7 protein-coding genes are annotated in these 14,388 nt (G+C 60.6%); 5 read left to right on the top strand and 2 right to left on the bottom strand.

Translation table 11 applies throughout. The features are described 5' to 3' along the window. Positions 1-382: 382 nt before the first annotated feature. From BUB29_RS00790 to BUB29_RS00770, 5 genes are all read left to right on the top strand, one after another. Positions 383-1,015 (top strand): class I SAM-dependent methyltransferase, encoded by a 633-nt coding sequence (locus BUB29_RS00790; protein WP_033523733.1) that lies wholly within the window; start codon positions 383-385, stop codon positions 1,013-1,015. Between the two features lie 252 nt (positions 1,016-1,267). After that, a complete protein-coding gene (gene hrpA, locus BUB29_RS00785) occupies positions 1,268-5,308 on the top strand; it encodes an ATP-dependent RNA helicase HrpA (RefSeq protein ID WP_033523734.1) in 4,041 nt (1,346 codons plus the stop codon). A 136-nt stretch (positions 5,309-5,444) separates the two neighbouring features. Beyond that, positions 5,445-6,734, top strand: coding sequence for a formate-dependent phosphoribosylglycinamide formyltransferase (purT, locus tag BUB29_RS00780; RefSeq protein WP_033523735.1), 1,290 nt, complete (start codon positions 5,445-5,447; stop codon positions 6,732-6,734). Positions 6,735-6,881: 147 nt separating this feature from the next. Further along, on the top strand, positions 6,882-7,634 hold the full coding sequence (purC, locus tag BUB29_RS00775) for a phosphoribosylaminoimidazolesuccinocarboxamide synthase (protein ID WP_033523736.1): 753 nt from the start codon (positions 6,882-6,884) through the stop codon (positions 7,632-7,634). 113 nt (positions 7,635-7,747) lie between these two features. Next, positions 7,748-11,482, top strand: coding sequence for a phosphoribosylformylglycinamidine synthase (locus BUB29_RS00770; RefSeq protein ID WP_033523738.1), 3,735 nt, complete (start codon positions 7,748-7,750; stop codon positions 11,480-11,482). A 919-nt stretch (positions 11,483-12,401) separates the two neighbouring features. On the opposite strand, the gene BUB29_RS00765 is transcribed toward BUB29_RS00770, so the two are convergent. Next, positions 12,402-13,367: an EcsC family protein gene (locus tag BUB29_RS00765; RefSeq protein ID WP_051915006.1), complete on the bottom strand. Its 966-nt coding sequence runs from the start codon at positions 13,365-13,367 to the stop codon at positions 12,402-12,404. Between the two features lie 219 nt (positions 13,368-13,586). Beyond that, a complete protein-coding gene (locus BUB29_RS00760; RefSeq protein ID WP_033523739.1) occupies positions 13,587-14,381 on the bottom strand; it encodes an FxLYD domain-containing protein in 795 nt (264 codons plus the stop codon). Positions 14,382-14,388: the final 7 nt, after the last annotated feature.

Here is a 14,388-nt window from a genome sequence, read left to right as displayed (position 1 = left end):
GCGTCTCGGCCCGTATTTCGGCCCGCGTTTCGGTTCATGTTTCGTTTCGAGCCCCGGCTCGCCGCCGCGTCTCGTTCACCCGCGCCGCCGCCATACGAAACGGGCGGGCACGTTCATTATTATCATCATGTGAGGTGACAGACCAGCCACCGTCCACTTCGCCCCAAGGGTTCGCCCCGGCGGAGCGGGCGGGCAGGGGCACTGGCCGAACATCCGAAGGCGTTTCGGGGAGCAACCTCCGGGAGCAACCTCCGGGAGCAACTTCCGGGAGCAGACCTCGGGAAGCAGACCTCGGGAAGCAGACCTCGGGAAACGAACTTCGGAAAACAGACTTCGAGGAACAGACGACAGACGGAGAAAACGGAAAGGTTCGGGACACATCATGGCGGAACAGTATTTTTCGGCCGACCCCTCATCGAAGGACGTGCGTCGCACCCTGCACGTGCAGTTGCGTGGGCGTGACACCGATGTCGAGGTGTCGAACGGCGTATTCTCCGGGTCGCGTCTTGATCTCGGCACGTCGGTGTTGCTCAAGCAGGCGCCGGAGCCTCCCGAGCATGGCAATCTGCTTGATCTGGGATGCGGCTGGGGGCCGATTGCCCTTTCGCTCGCGTTCGCCTCGCCCGAAGCCACCGTGTGGGCGGCGGATGTGAACGAACGTGCGCTTGAACTGACCGAGCTGAACGCGAAACGCAACGGATGCGGCAATGTGCGCGTCATCCGTACCGATGCCGATGCGAAGCCCGTCGATCCGACCGCGCTCAGCCCCGACCTGACCTTCGACGCGATCTGGTCGAATCCGCCGATCCGCATCGGCAAGGAGGCGCTGCATACGATGCTCATGAACTGGCTGCCGCGTCTGTCGCCCGATGGCGTCACCTACTTGGTGGTGCAGAAGAATCTGGGCGCGGATTCGCTGATCAACTGGCTGGCCGACGCGCTGGGCGACGGCTATGCGGTGTCGAAATACCACAGCGCCAAGGGATTCCGGGTGATCGAGGTCGCCCGCGCGTAGGAACACGTAGGAGCGCATAGGAGTCCGCACGGTAGGTGCCGACACGTGGGCATCCATGTGTTGACGAGATCGGTGAGGTCGGCGAGCGCTCGTCGGTTCCGCATCCCGTCATCCGGAAACCACCCCCGCGTCCCGTCATCCGGAATCCGGCGCCGCCCCTCCCCGCTCCGCAGACCGAGCCCACGGATATCCGCCATTCGCCCAAACACTCATTCACCCATTCACTCAGCCACTGAGACACTAAGGACCGTGATGAAATTCGTTTACCCGCCTGAATTGCCGGTATCGGCCGCACGCGACGACATCGCCCAGGCCGTTCGTTCGAGCCAGGTGGTCATCGTTTCCGGCCAAACCGGTTCCGGCAAAACCACGCAGCTGCCGAAGATCCTGCTGGAGCTCGGGCGTGGCTCGCATGGCCATCAGATCGTGCACACGCAGCCGCGTCGTATCGCGGCCCGTACCGTCGCGGAACGCATCGCCGCCGAAATGGGTGTGCGTTTGGGCGAGGAAATCGGCTATCAGGTGCGATTCACCGACGACACGTCCAAGGCCACGCGTCTGAAGGTCGTCACCGACGGTATCCTGCTCGCGCAGATCCAGCGCGATCCGAAGCTCAGCGCCTACGACACCATCGTGATCGATGAGGCGCATGAACGCAGCCTCAACATCGATTTCCTGCTCGGCTATCTGACGGCCCTGCTGCCCCAGCGCCGCGACCTGAAGCTCATCATCACGTCCGCGACCATCGATTCGGTGAAATTCCAACAGCATTTCGAGCATGCGCTACACACCAAGGTGCCGGTGATCGAAGTGTCCGGACGCACCTATCCGGTGCAGATCGTCTACGAGCCGTTGGGCGCGGCGCCCGCGCTCATGCATGATGTGCCGGGTTTCGCGCGTGGCGTGGATCCGGGCAGCGACGAGTACGGCACGGGGGACAGCGCCGGCGAAACCGACATGCCCACCGCCGTGGCCCGCGCATGCGCTGAGCTCATCATCCATTCGGGCCATGAGCGTGGTGCGCGTGACATTCTCGTTTTCGCTTCCGGCGAGCGCGACATCCACGAGTTCGAGGCGGCGCTGCGGCACCATTTCGGCCCGCGTGCCGAGGATATGCGCCGTCCGGATGCGATTGAGATCATGCCGTTGTTCGCGCGTCTGTCCGCGGCCGACCAGCATAAGGTGTTCGAATCGCATACGCATCAGCGCATCGTGATCGCCACGAATGTGGCCGAGACGTCGTTGACCGTGCCGGGCATCCGTTATGTGGTCGATCCGGGTACCGCGCGTATTTCCAGATATTCCAAGACCGCGAAGGTGCAGCGTCTGCCGATCGAGCCGATCAGCCAGGCCAGTGCCGATCAGCGTTCGGGCCGTTGCGGCCGTGTGGCGGATGGTATCGCGATCCGCCTGTACAGCCGTGAGGATTATGAGACGCGCCCGCGGTTCACCGATCCGGAAATTCTTCGCACGTCGTTGGGCGCAGTGGTGTTGCACATGCTGAGCGTGGGCGTGGCGCGTACGGCCAGTGATGTGACGGAGTTCGGGTTCATCGATCCGCCTGATGTGAAGGCCGTTTCCGATGGTTTCAACGAGTTGACCGAGTTGAAGGCGGTGGCGCGTAGGCGTGGCGAGGTGACGTTGACGCCTATCGGCCGCCAGTTGGCGCGTATTCCGATTGATGTGCGTTTGGGTCGTATGGTGATCGAGGCGGCGCGTTCCACGTCGCCGAACACGCTTGCCGCCGTACTGGTGATCGTGGCGTTCCTGAGTTTGCAGGATCCGCGCGAACGCCCGGAGGAGCATCGTGAGGAGGCGGATCGTATCCATAACCGGTATGCCGATCCGACGAGTGATTTCCTCACCGCGTTGAACATTTGGGATCGTGTGTTCCAGGCTGATGGCGAGCCGAGCAATAACGCGTTGCGCCGCATGTGCAAAACCGAGTATTTCAGCTGGCTGCGCATGCGTCAGTGGAAGGATCTGGTCGCGCAGCTGCGTCAGATGTGCCGTGAGATGCGCTTCAAGGTGGGCGACCCGTTGCCGTCTTCGCGTGCCGGTTTGGAGATCCGCCAGCTGCCGTTGAATCAGCAGGCGGCGCATAGCCTGTGCTGTTCGTGGGATGCCGAGGGTATTCACAAGTCCATGCTTGCCGGCCTGTTGTCGATGATGGGCATGCAGGTGGTGCGTGAGCCGAAGGCTTCCGATTTCGCCGGGTTGAAGGGTGCGGCGAAGGCGAAGGCCATCAAGCGTGCGCAGAAGATGGCGAAGAACGATTATCAGGGTGCGCGCAGTACGCATTTCGCGTTGTTCCCTGCGTCCGCGGTGGCCAAGTCGACGCCGAGTTGGGTGATGAGCACCGAATTGGTGGAGACGTCGCGCTTGTGGGCGCGCTATTGCGCCGCGATCGATCCGGCGTGGGCCGAACCGTTGGCCGGTTCCCTCACCCGTGTGACGTATGCGGAGCCGCATTGGTCCGGTTCGCGCGGTTCCGCGGTGGCGAGCGCGAAGGTGCTGTTGTATGGCCTGCCGATCGTGCAGGATCGTACGGTGCTGTGGGGTCGTATCAATCCGCCGGAGGCGCGTGATTTCCTGATCCGCCAGGGTTTGGTGGAGGGTGATATCCAGCAGCGGTTCAGCTATGACGATTTCGTGCGTAGGAATCTGCGCATTCTTGAGGACGCCGCCGATGACGCGAATCGTACGCGTCAGCTTGCGCAGACCATCACGGATGAGGATCTGTTCGACTTCTATAACTGTGTGATTCCGCAGGATGTGACGTCGTTGGCGTCGCTGGCGAAATGGTGGAAGTCGAATCATGATGCCGATCCGACGCTGCTGGATTTCGACCCGGACAAGGTGGAGCGTCTGAACGAAGCGGATGCGGTGAGCTTGGCCGATTATCCGGATCATTGGCATACGCGCGGCACGGATGGTCAACCGATTGATCTGCGCTTGTCGTACATCTACGATCCGACAGATCCGGATGATGGTGTGACCGTGCATGTGCCATTGAAGGCGTTGGGGCGTATCACGCCGGAACAGTTCACGTGGAATGTGCCGGGCCTGTTGGATGAGTTGACGCTTGCCATGATCAAGGCGCTGCCCAAGCAGTTGCGCGTGCAGTTCGTGCCGGCGCCCGATGCCGCGCGCAAGATCCGCGCGTGGATCGACGAACAGTACCCGAATCTGCCGGGCACCGCGTTGGACGTGGACTGCCCCGATCTGGCGCACGCGTTCACGCAGGCGGCCATCGCCACGGTCGGCGCACAGATCCACCCCGAAGTGCTGGGCAAGGAGCTCACCGACCGTCTTTCGCCGTACCTGCGTATGACATTCGCCGTGGAACAGTCTGCCGTGACCGGGCGCAATGCGTCCGGTCACGGCAGACGCAACCCACGCCGGCAGGTGAAGGTGCTGGGCAAGTCCAAGGATCTGAAGGCGCTGCAGGTCAAATTCGCGCAGGAGGCCGAGGAATCGGCACGCCGCATGGTCAAGAAGCAGGCCGACAAGGCTGCCGACCAAGGCAAGATCGTGCAGCAGGCGAATCTGCTGCACCGTTCCGGCGCCACCACCGAATCCCGCGCTTCGATGCTGTGGCATGGTGCACTCGACGCGCTGCGGTTGCCGGATGAGCGTATTTCCTCGCGTTGGCTTGGTGCGGAGGCGTTGATGCTCGCGTCCGCGCCGTACAAGTCGACGAAGGATCTGGCGGAGGATCTGCAGTTGGCCGCGGTGAAACGTCTGTTGCCGCAGGTGGACAAGCTTCAGGATGATGAGGCGTTAGCGAACGCGGTGCTCGACGTGCGTGAAGTGTATGAGGATACGGTATACGCCGTGTCCCACGATGTGATCGCGATTCTGAAACGCTATGCGGAAGTCGATAAAGCGGTGAGCGGCAAGGCCGACCTGCCGATGCTCTCGGTGCTGCAGTCGATCCGCGAGCATATCGCCACGCTCGTGTTCCCCGGTTTCATCGGGGCCACGCCGCCCGCTTCACTCAAATCCGTGGAACGCTACCTGCATGCCGATCTGATGCGTCTGACCAAGGCGAAGAACGACAAGAACCGTGACGTGCGCTGGGCGTGGGAGGCGGATGAGGCCAGGCAACTGGTGGACAAGGCCATGGCCAAGGCGAAGGCCGAACCCGCCGGCCCGAAGCATGAGGAGCTGATGCGCAAGGCCACCGACGCGAGGTGGATGCTTGAGGAGTTCTATGTGAGCTTGTGGGCGCAGGAACTTGGCACCCCCAAGCCCGCCAGTCTCAATCGCATCAAGAAAGCGCTCGCCTGAACCGTTCTGAAACGACCTGAAACGACCTGAACCGACATGAACCAACCTGAATCCGCTTCAAATTCGGAGGGCCCGCAGCAGGGCCTTCCGAACGGTTCACCGCCCGCCATCCAGCGCAAGTGACAGAATGTGAACCATGACTGATTCCACCTCCGCACAACGCAGTATCAACCGTCCCCTGGGCACGCCGCTAGGCGACCACCCGACCCGCGTGCTCTTCCTCGGCGCCGGCGAACTCGGCAAGGAAGTCACCATCGAACTCATGCGCCTCGGCGCATGGGTGTGCGCCGCCGACTCCTACGCCGGCGCCCCCGCACAACAGGTGGCCCATGAGTCGCGCGTACTCGACATGGCCAACCCCGAACAGCTCAAAGCCCTGTTCGACGACGTCAAGCCCGACATCATCGTGCCGGAAGTGGAAGCCATCGCCACCCAGGAACTCGCCGACGCCGCCGCCAACGGCGCACAGGTCGTACCCAGCGCCGAAATCGCAGCGATCTGCATGGACCGCGAACGCCTGCGCGTCCTCGCCCACGAGGAACTCGGCCTGCCCACCACCCCCTACCGTTTCGCCGGTTCCCTGGAGGAACTGCGCGCCGGAGCCGAGGAAGTCGGCTACCCGTGCGTCGTCAAGCCGATCATGAGCTCCTCCGGCCACGGCCAATCCGTCGTGCGCTCCGCGGATGCCATCGACGCCGCCTGGACCGAAGCGCAGGAAGGCCGCCGCGCCCACGACGAAGGCGACGTTTCGCGCGTCATCGTCGAAGCGCTCGCCCCGCTCGAACGCGAACTGACCGTACTCACCGTCAGCTCCAGCGCCGGCATCGTCACCTGCACACCCATCGGCCAACGTCAGGAATCCGGCGACTACCGCGAATCCTGGCAGACCAACGCGGCGAACACCAGTGCCGCCGCAGCCGAGGAAACCGCCCGCGCCCAGCGCATCGCCAAAACCGCCGTCGAAGGACTGGTCGCCAAAGCCCGCGCCACCGGCGAAACCGGATGGGGTGTCTTCGGCGTCGAACTCTTCGTCCTCACCGACGGGTCGATCCTGTTCAACGAAGTCTCCCCCCGCCCGCACGACACCGGCATGGTCACCATGATCTCCCAGCGTCTGAGCGAATTCGCCCTGCACGCCCGCGCGATCCTCGGCCTGCCCGTCACCCCCGAACACGTCGCGCTCAGCATCCCCGAAGGCGCCACCGCGGCAAGCCACGCCATCGTGGTCGAAGGCGACGGCCAAACCGTCTTCACCAACGTCGCGAACGCCCTTCAGGAACCCGGCACCGGCCTGCGCATCTTCGCCAAACCCGAAGTGCACGGCCACCGCCGCATGGCCGTGGCGCTCGCCATCGGCGGCGGCGAATCCGACGCCCGCGCCAAGGCGGCGCGTGTAGCCGACGCGCTCGACATCACGGTCATCTGACACCCCATCGGGCGAGCCGTTCGCGCACCCGCGCGGACCCCCGTCCGAAAACACCACGGGAGGCTGCGGAATGTAGCCTCCCGTTGCTATCTTGTAACCGTCAAGTTCACCAAACTATCTACCTCCCAACCCCAGGAAAGGCGAGTAATGGAGAAGTTGGAAAAGCTCTACGAGGGCAAAGCCAAGCAGCTGTTCGCGACCGAGGATCCGGAAGTGCTCTGGGTCGAGTACAAGAATTCCGCCACCGCAGGCGACGGTGAGAAGAAGGAGGATTTCGAAGGCAAGGGCAGGCTGAACAACCTCATCACCACGCTGATCTTCGGACTCCTGGAGAAGCGCGGCATCAGCAGCCACCTGATCAAGCGCGTCAACGACACCGCGCAGCTGGTCAAGAAGGTGAACATGTTCCCGCTGGAGATCGTGCTGCGCAACACCGCCGCCGGTCACTTCTGCTCCCGTCTCGGCGTGGAGGAAGGCCTGCCGCTCAAGGAACCCGTGCTCGAATACTTCCTGAAGAACGACGATCTGCATGATCCGTTCGTCAACGACGACGATCTCGTCGCGCTCGGCGTGTGTACCCGCGAGGATCTGGCCGAAATCGCGCCGCTCGCACGCCGCATCAACGAGGCCCTGATCGAGATCTTCGCCAAGATCGACGTCAAGCTCGTGGACTTCAAGATCGAGATGGGCCGTACCTCCGACGGCACGCTGCTGCTCGCCGATGAGATCACCCCGGATTCCTGCCGCCTGTGGGATCAGCGCGACCATTCCGGCAAGGTCGAGCATCTCGATAAGGATCTGTTCCGCCGCGACCTGGGCGACATCATCCCCGCCTACGAGAAGATCGAAAGCCGCCTGGCTGAGCTCGCCAAGTCCGAAGGCATCGAAGTCGCCGAATGACGCACGTACAGCCCGCATCCGCAGTCTCCGCTCGGATGCGGGCTTCGTTGTTTCACCATCGTTTTCACATCAACCCGTTACATTTTTAGAGCCCTTTTCAAGGAGTTGACCTTATGGTTTTTCGCGTATACGTGGAAAAGAAGCCGGGCTTCGACGTCGAGGCGCAGCAGCTCGCCAATGAGCTCACGACCATCCTCGGCATCAAAGCTCTGAAGAACGTCCGTCTTGTCAACCGTTACGACGTGGAAGGCATCAGCGAGGAGCTGTTCGCTCAGGCTACGCCGACCGTGTTCAGCGAGCCGCAGGTGGATAATGTCTCCGCCGATCTGCCTGATTTCGGCGACGCAACCGTATTCGCCGTGGAATACCTGCCAGGCCAGTTCGACCAGCGCGCGGATTCCGCCAGCGAATGCATCCAGCTGATCTCGCAGGGCGAGCGCCCGACCGTGCGTTCCGCCAAGGTGTATGCGCTGGAAGGCGAGCTCTCCGAAGCCGATGTCGAGGCCATCAAGCATTACGTGATCAACCCGGTGGAGGCGCGTGAGGCCTCGCTGGATGTGAAGACCACGCTCAAGACCCAGGTGCCGGTTCCCGGCAAGGTGGAGGTCATCAGCGGCTTCCGCACCATGAGCGACGCCGAGCTCGAACAATTCATCGAGGATCGCGGTCTGGCCATGGATCTGGCCGATCTGCAGTTCTGCCGCGAGCATTTCACCGAGGAACAGCGCGATCCGACGATCACCGAGATCAAGGTGATCGACACCTATTGGTCCGATCATTGCCGCCACACCACGTTCGGCACGCAGCTTGACGAGGTCGCAATCGATGACGCCGCGGTCAAGGCCGCGTTCGACAAGTATCTTGAGATGCGCCACGAGCTGGGCCGCGACGCCAAGCCGGTGTGTCTGATGGATATGGGCACGATCGGCGCGAAGTGGCTCAAGAAGAACGGCATTCTGAAGAACCTCGACGAATCCGAGGAGATCAACGCCTGCACTGTCAAGGTGAAGGTGGATGTGAACGGCCACGACGAGGACTGGCTGTTCCTGTTCAAGAACGAGACGCATAACCACCCCACCGAGATCGAACCGTTCGGCGGCGCGGCCACCTGCATCGGCGGCTGCATCCGCGACCCGCTGTCCGGCCGTTCCTACGTGTACCAGGCCATGCGCGTGACCGGCGCCGCCGATCCGACCGTGCCGGTGTCCGAAACGCTTGAGGGCAAGCTCCCCCAGCGCAAGCTCGTCACCACCGCCGCAGCCGGCTACTCGTCCTACGGCAACCAGATCGGCCTGGCCACCGGTCAGGTGGACGAGATCTACCACCCCGGCTATGTGGCCAAGCGCATGGAGGTCGGTGCGGTTGTGGCCGCGACCCCGGCCGATCATGTACGCCGCGAAACCCCGGCTCCGGGCGACAAGGTCATCCTGCTCGGCGGGCGTACCGGCCGTGACGGCATCGGCGGCGCCACCGGCGCGTCCAAGGCGCATAACGTCGAATCCCTGGAGCTTGATGGCGCCGAGGTGCAGAAGGGCAACGCTCCGGTGGAGCGTAAGCTGCAGCGTCTGTTCCGTCGTGGCGACGCATGCCGTCTGATCAAGCGCTGCAACGATTTCGGCGCCGGTGGCGTGTCCGTGGCGGTCGGCGAGCTGGCCGACGGCCTGTACGTGGACCTCAACAAGGTGTCGAAGAAGTACGAGGGCCTGGACGGCACCGAACTGGCGATTTCCGAATCCCAGGAGCGCATGGCCGTGGACGTGGCCGCCGAGGATGTGGACGAGTTCCTGAGCTACGCCAAGGAGGAGAACCTCGAGGCCGAGGTCATCGCTACCGTGACCGAAGAGCCGCGCATGACGATGGTGTGGAACGGCGACACGATCGTGGATCTGTCCCGCGAGTTCCTCGCCTCCAATGGCGCTCCGAAGCATCAGGTGGTGCATGTCGAGGCGCAGCACGGCTACGCCACCCCGTGGAAGACCGGCACGCTCGCCGAACGCATGCACACCATGCTCACCGATTTGAACGTGGCCTCCAACAAGGGACTTTCCGAACGCTTCGACTCCACCATCGGCGCGGGCACCGTGCTCATGCCGTTCGGCGGGCGTAAGCAGCTGACCCCGACCATGGCCATGGTGGCCAAGCTGCCGGTGTTCGGCGAGACCACCACCGCCTCCGCGATGGCTTGGGGCTTCAACCCGTACATCATGGAGCAGAACCAGTTCACGGGCGCCTACCTGTCTGTGGTCGAATCGCTTTCGAAGCTGGTCGCCGCCGGCTTCGAACATGAGAAGGCATACCTGAGCTTCCAGGAGTACTTCGAGAAGCTGCGCGACGAGCCGGAACGCTGGGGCAAGCCGATGGCCGCCGTGCTGGGTGCTTTGATGGCTCAGGTGGATCTGGGCGCTGGCGCGATCGGCGGCAAGGATTCCATGTCCGGCACCTTCGAACAGCTTGATGTGCCGCCGACCCTGATCTCCTTCGCTGTGGCCGTAGGCAATATGAAGCGCGCCACCTCCCCCGAGTTCAAGGGCGCCGGCCACCGCGTGGTCCGCATCGCCCCGCGTTATAACGCCGATGGTCTCACGCCGGATAAGGACGCGCTGCTGGAGGTGTTCTCCGCGGTCGAGAAGCTCACCGATTTTGGCGATGCGCTGGCCGTGTCCACGCCTGGCTACGGTGCCACCGCCGAGGCTATCTTCAAGATGACGGTCGGCAACCAGATCGGCGTGAAGCTGGCCGATGGCATCAGCGTGGACGACCTGTTCGCCCCGGCCTATGGTTCCTTCATCATCGAACTTGCCGACAACGCGAAGGTTCCGGCCGTATCCAACCTGGTTGAGGTCAGTGAGGTCGGCGAGACCACCGAGGCCTACCAGTTCGTGGCAGCCGGTGAGACGCTGGGTCTAGACGAACTGCAGGACGCTTGGGAGGGCGGCATCGAATCCGTGTTCCCGTACCGATCCAAGGGCGACGAAAAGGGCAAGACCGTTGAGACCGTGTCCTTCAATGCGCCGAAGAAGACCGTGTACACCGGCACCGGCGTCGCCAAGCCGCATGTGATCATCCCCGTGTTCCCCGGCAACAACTGCGAATACGATTCCGCGGCCGCCTTCGAACGCGCGGGAGCCGACGTGAGCACGCTCATCGTGAACAACCTCACCCCCGCCGCCGTGGCCGAGTCGACCAACGCGTTGGTCGAGGAAATCAAGAAGAGCCAGATCATCATGATCCCCGGCGGATTCTCCGGCGGCGACGAGCCCGACGGTTCCGCCAAGTTCATCACCGCGTTCTTCCGTGCGCCCGCCGTCACCGAAGCGGTGCGCGACCTGCTGAACAACCGTGATGGCCTGATGCTCGGCATCTGCAATGGTTTCCAGGCGCTCATCAAGCTCGGCCTGGTGCCGTACGGCGACATCGTGCCGATGACCGCCGATTGTCCGACGCTGACGTTCAACACCATCGGCCGCCACCAGAGCCGTCTGGTGCGCACCCGCGTGGCGTCGAACCTCTCCCCGTGGCTGGCGAAGACCGAGGTGGGCGACATGCACACCATCGCCATCTCCCACGGCGAAGGCCGATTCGTGGCTTCCGACGATGTCCTCGCCCAGCTCAAGGCCAATGGCCAGATCGCCACGCAGTACGTGGACGAGGCCGGCGTGCCGGGCATGGACCTGAGCGTGAACCCGAACGGTTCACTGCTGGCCATCGAGGGCATCACCAGCCCGGACGGCCGCGTGTTCGGCAAGATGGGCCACTCGGAGCGTTACAGCAACGGCACGTTCAAGAACGTGCCCGGCGAGAAGGATCAGCCGCTGTTCGCAGCCGGCGTGGAGTACTTCACCGCCTGATCGCGCGAGGCCGCCTAGAGGCCGGTTCGATATAAACCGCCTGTGAGACTGAGAGGGTATGTTCGGAATTGCTTCGGATTCCGGACACACCCTCTTCGCGTTTTTGGTCCGCCGTATAGAAGTGTGACAATGAGCCCCGTTTTATGCTCACGAGTATGATGCGCATAAGCATAAAACAATTAGAGATCGAATCGATATCTGCATAAAACATGTTCGGGGATACGCAATAACGAATCATTCACACCTGAACATCGTTGGCACCATCGCCACACTTCGTTCCCGCGCCAATCTCATACCCGGTTATTCCGAGCGGCATTACGCCCTGTTCGTTAAGACGGATAAACTGGCCGCCGCCGCACGCGAACGCCATAAATCAGACCTGACCGTTGTCTGCGTAAACAACATGTTCGAAGACGTGCGGTAATCGGTTTTCTGGGCAAGCCGTTAACCTCTGAAAATCGCTAAGTGGCTTATCGGTGGCATTCAAAACGCATTAACCCGAGTGCAATCCGCGGAATCGCAACGCTCATACTCGGGGTACCGCGAAAAAGATGCCACAAACAAGCGAGATAGCGTCACGCTCCAGCCTGACCACAGATCAAAAACCTGCTTCTCTGGGCGAAATAGCACCTACATGGGGATAAACCCTATAACCGGATGAAGGATTCCATCAAAAAGCGGAACGCCTATTCGTTACGTCATAATCATTGACCAGCGCTTGACATGTACAGCGTCTACCCACTAGACGCTCGAACCCACCTTCTCTCATATGGCCCATGAACTTGCGCTGACAACAGTTTTTCGAGCCAGCATCATAGACAAGTCAACAACAGCCAAGCATGATCGAGATTGATATCACCAGCATATTCAATGACTGATGAATGTCCGCAGGAGGGAACTCCATCGAGAGAGGATCTGTTCAATGCTCTTCAACCGATACATCAACAGCTTCAACGATGCCATCGGATGTCAACTGAATAATGCGTTCCTCTTTCTCCACTAGGAAACGCTTGCGGTAGAACTTCTCGGCATAGTCAAGAATGACGTTCATCTGATAGGCATCAAGCCCAGCTCCGATCACGCCTCCGATGATGGGCACCGCTCGTTGCGCGGTCTTCAGTGTAAGCTTCCGCCCCACCTGTTCAAGAACATTGGTATACACCGTCTTTTCAAGCGTCTTCCGTCCGGCGTTCTGTACAGCCTTCTTTGCAGCATTGTTGGCAAGTGCCCGCATCTGCGCCATGAGCAATGGCAGACCCGCATGCTGAGCCATTGCCGCCCACCCCTTTTTAGCCGCTTGTTTGACTGCCGCCATTTCTCCGGCAACCATGATTTTCCCAATCATCGTCGAAAGATCACCGGAGCCAGCGAACCCTGGACTCATCGCGTTCATCAAAACAGCTGACGCGATTTCCATCTCTTCAGAATCATTGCGGACATCGTATCCGTACATCATGGCCATGTTTTGCACCGCACGAAAATATAGGAATGTACTGGCCGCCAGATTCGGAATCAGCCCGACTAATCCAACCGCACCCGTCGCGCCGCCTTCTACAGCCGCAAACCCAAGATTCCAGTTCTTAACATCGTTAACGGCTTTGGAAATGTCATATTCCCTCATGAGACACACTTCGTCCAATGAACAAATCTTGTCATCCGCATGGATTTTGTTCAGCCGTTCGCAAACGCTATTCTCGTCGATGGTGTATTTCGCAGCCTGCTCTTCAAGTTTCGCGTACGCTGTAACCACATAGTCCATAATCTGCTTGTACATTTCGGCTTGGGAAACAGCAGCTCCCATGTTTCCGGCAAGCGTTTTAATCTGTCCTGGAATGGCTCTGGCAATCACATCGCCTGCCTTTTGCACAGGTCCAGGTTCCAGCATCTTCTCGTAGTCTCGGGTTACCTTGTCAAGACTTTCTTCTCGCGCAGATCAATAATTGGAGATGGAACATTGTATTTAGGCATTGGGCGCTTACCTTCATCGTCGTGAATGTTCACTACTTACCAGCACGCTGACATGAAAATACTAGCAGATGACCGGCTGGTACGACTCCGATAACTGAACTTTCATATCAGCCGGCGCAACGACAAAAAGCGTCCCCTACTTCACCACGTCGTAGTTACTGACCGATACCTTGACCTGTGCGGCGTTCACATCAGTACCAGCCTCGAACCGAACCTTCTCACCTGCCGCCCATGAACTGGTGTTGGCAAAAGTCTCCTCAACCTTCACACCGTCAGCATCATAGAGCGCCAACAGCAGCGAGACATTGCCAAAATTGATCTTGCTGGTGTTCTCGATGACTGCGGAATACGTGTAGTAACCACCATATTCCGCTTCTGTTCTGTCAAATTGAGCCGATGAGACCAGATTATTGATCACCTGATCCGTCTCGTTCTTCTCCTGAACGGAATTGCCGTTACGAACCAGATCGTCAAGGGTGTCTTGGTATTTCGAATCGACCTTAAGCCCATACTTATCCACGAATGTCTTCAGAATTGTGGACCGCTTGTCATATGCTTCGCTCCACGCAGTAGTGTATTCAGCACTGGTACTCGAGTATTTCTTGACCACGGACAGTTGATCATCCAGCGAATTCAAATAGGCGATGATCTGCTCCTGGAGCTTCGAATCCTTGAATTGACGAGCCTTCAACGGCTTATCATTATCGATCTCAGCCTGAACGATCTGCTGAAGATTCTTTGATTCGCTTGTATCCTTGCCCTGTCCCTTGAGCTTATCGATAAGCGAGGAACGCTTGCTGAAACCCTCCGCGATAATGGACATCGCCTCGTCATCGGCATAGTCTGGCCCCTCGGCCTTCTTCTCGCCGCATGCGGATACACCAGCAATCAATGCAATGCTCAGTATCGCAGCAAAGACCTTCTTCATCATGTTGTCC

Origin of the sequence: Bifidobacterium merycicum DSM 6492, from assembly GCF_900129045.1 — a bacterium.
Classification (GTDB): domain Bacteria; phylum Actinomycetota; class Actinomycetes; order Actinomycetales; family Bifidobacteriaceae; genus Bifidobacterium; species Bifidobacterium merycicum.
The sequence above is the reverse complement of the archived record's forward strand: the minus strand, read 5'-3'. Positions and strand labels throughout refer to the sequence as shown.

Excerpts from the sequence above, each read along its gene's own strand:
- BUB29_RS00790 (WP_033523733.1), top strand. The coding sequence starts at position 383 with ATGGCGGAACAGTATTTTTCGGCCGACCCCTCATCGAAGGACGTGCGT.
- hrpA (WP_033523734.1), top strand. The coding sequence starts at position 1,268 with ATGAAATTCGTTTACCCGCCTGAATTGCCGGTATCGGCCGCACGCGAC.
- purT (WP_033523735.1), top strand. The coding sequence starts at position 5,445 with ATGACTGATTCCACCTCCGCACAACGCAGTATCAACCGTCCCCTGGGC.
- purC (WP_033523736.1), top strand. The coding sequence starts at position 6,882 with ATGGAGAAGTTGGAAAAGCTCTACGAGGGCAAAGCCAAGCAGCTGTTC.
- BUB29_RS00770 (WP_033523738.1), top strand. The coding sequence starts at position 7,748 with ATGGTTTTTCGCGTATACGTGGAAAAGAAGCCGGGCTTCGACGTCGAG.
- BUB29_RS00765 (WP_051915006.1), bottom strand. The coding sequence starts at position 13,367 with ATGCTGGAACCTGGACCTGTGCAAAAGGCAGGCGATGTGATTGCCAGA.
- BUB29_RS00760 (WP_033523739.1), bottom strand. The coding sequence starts at position 14,381 with ATGATGAAGAAGGTCTTTGCTGCGATACTGAGCATTGCATTGATTGCT.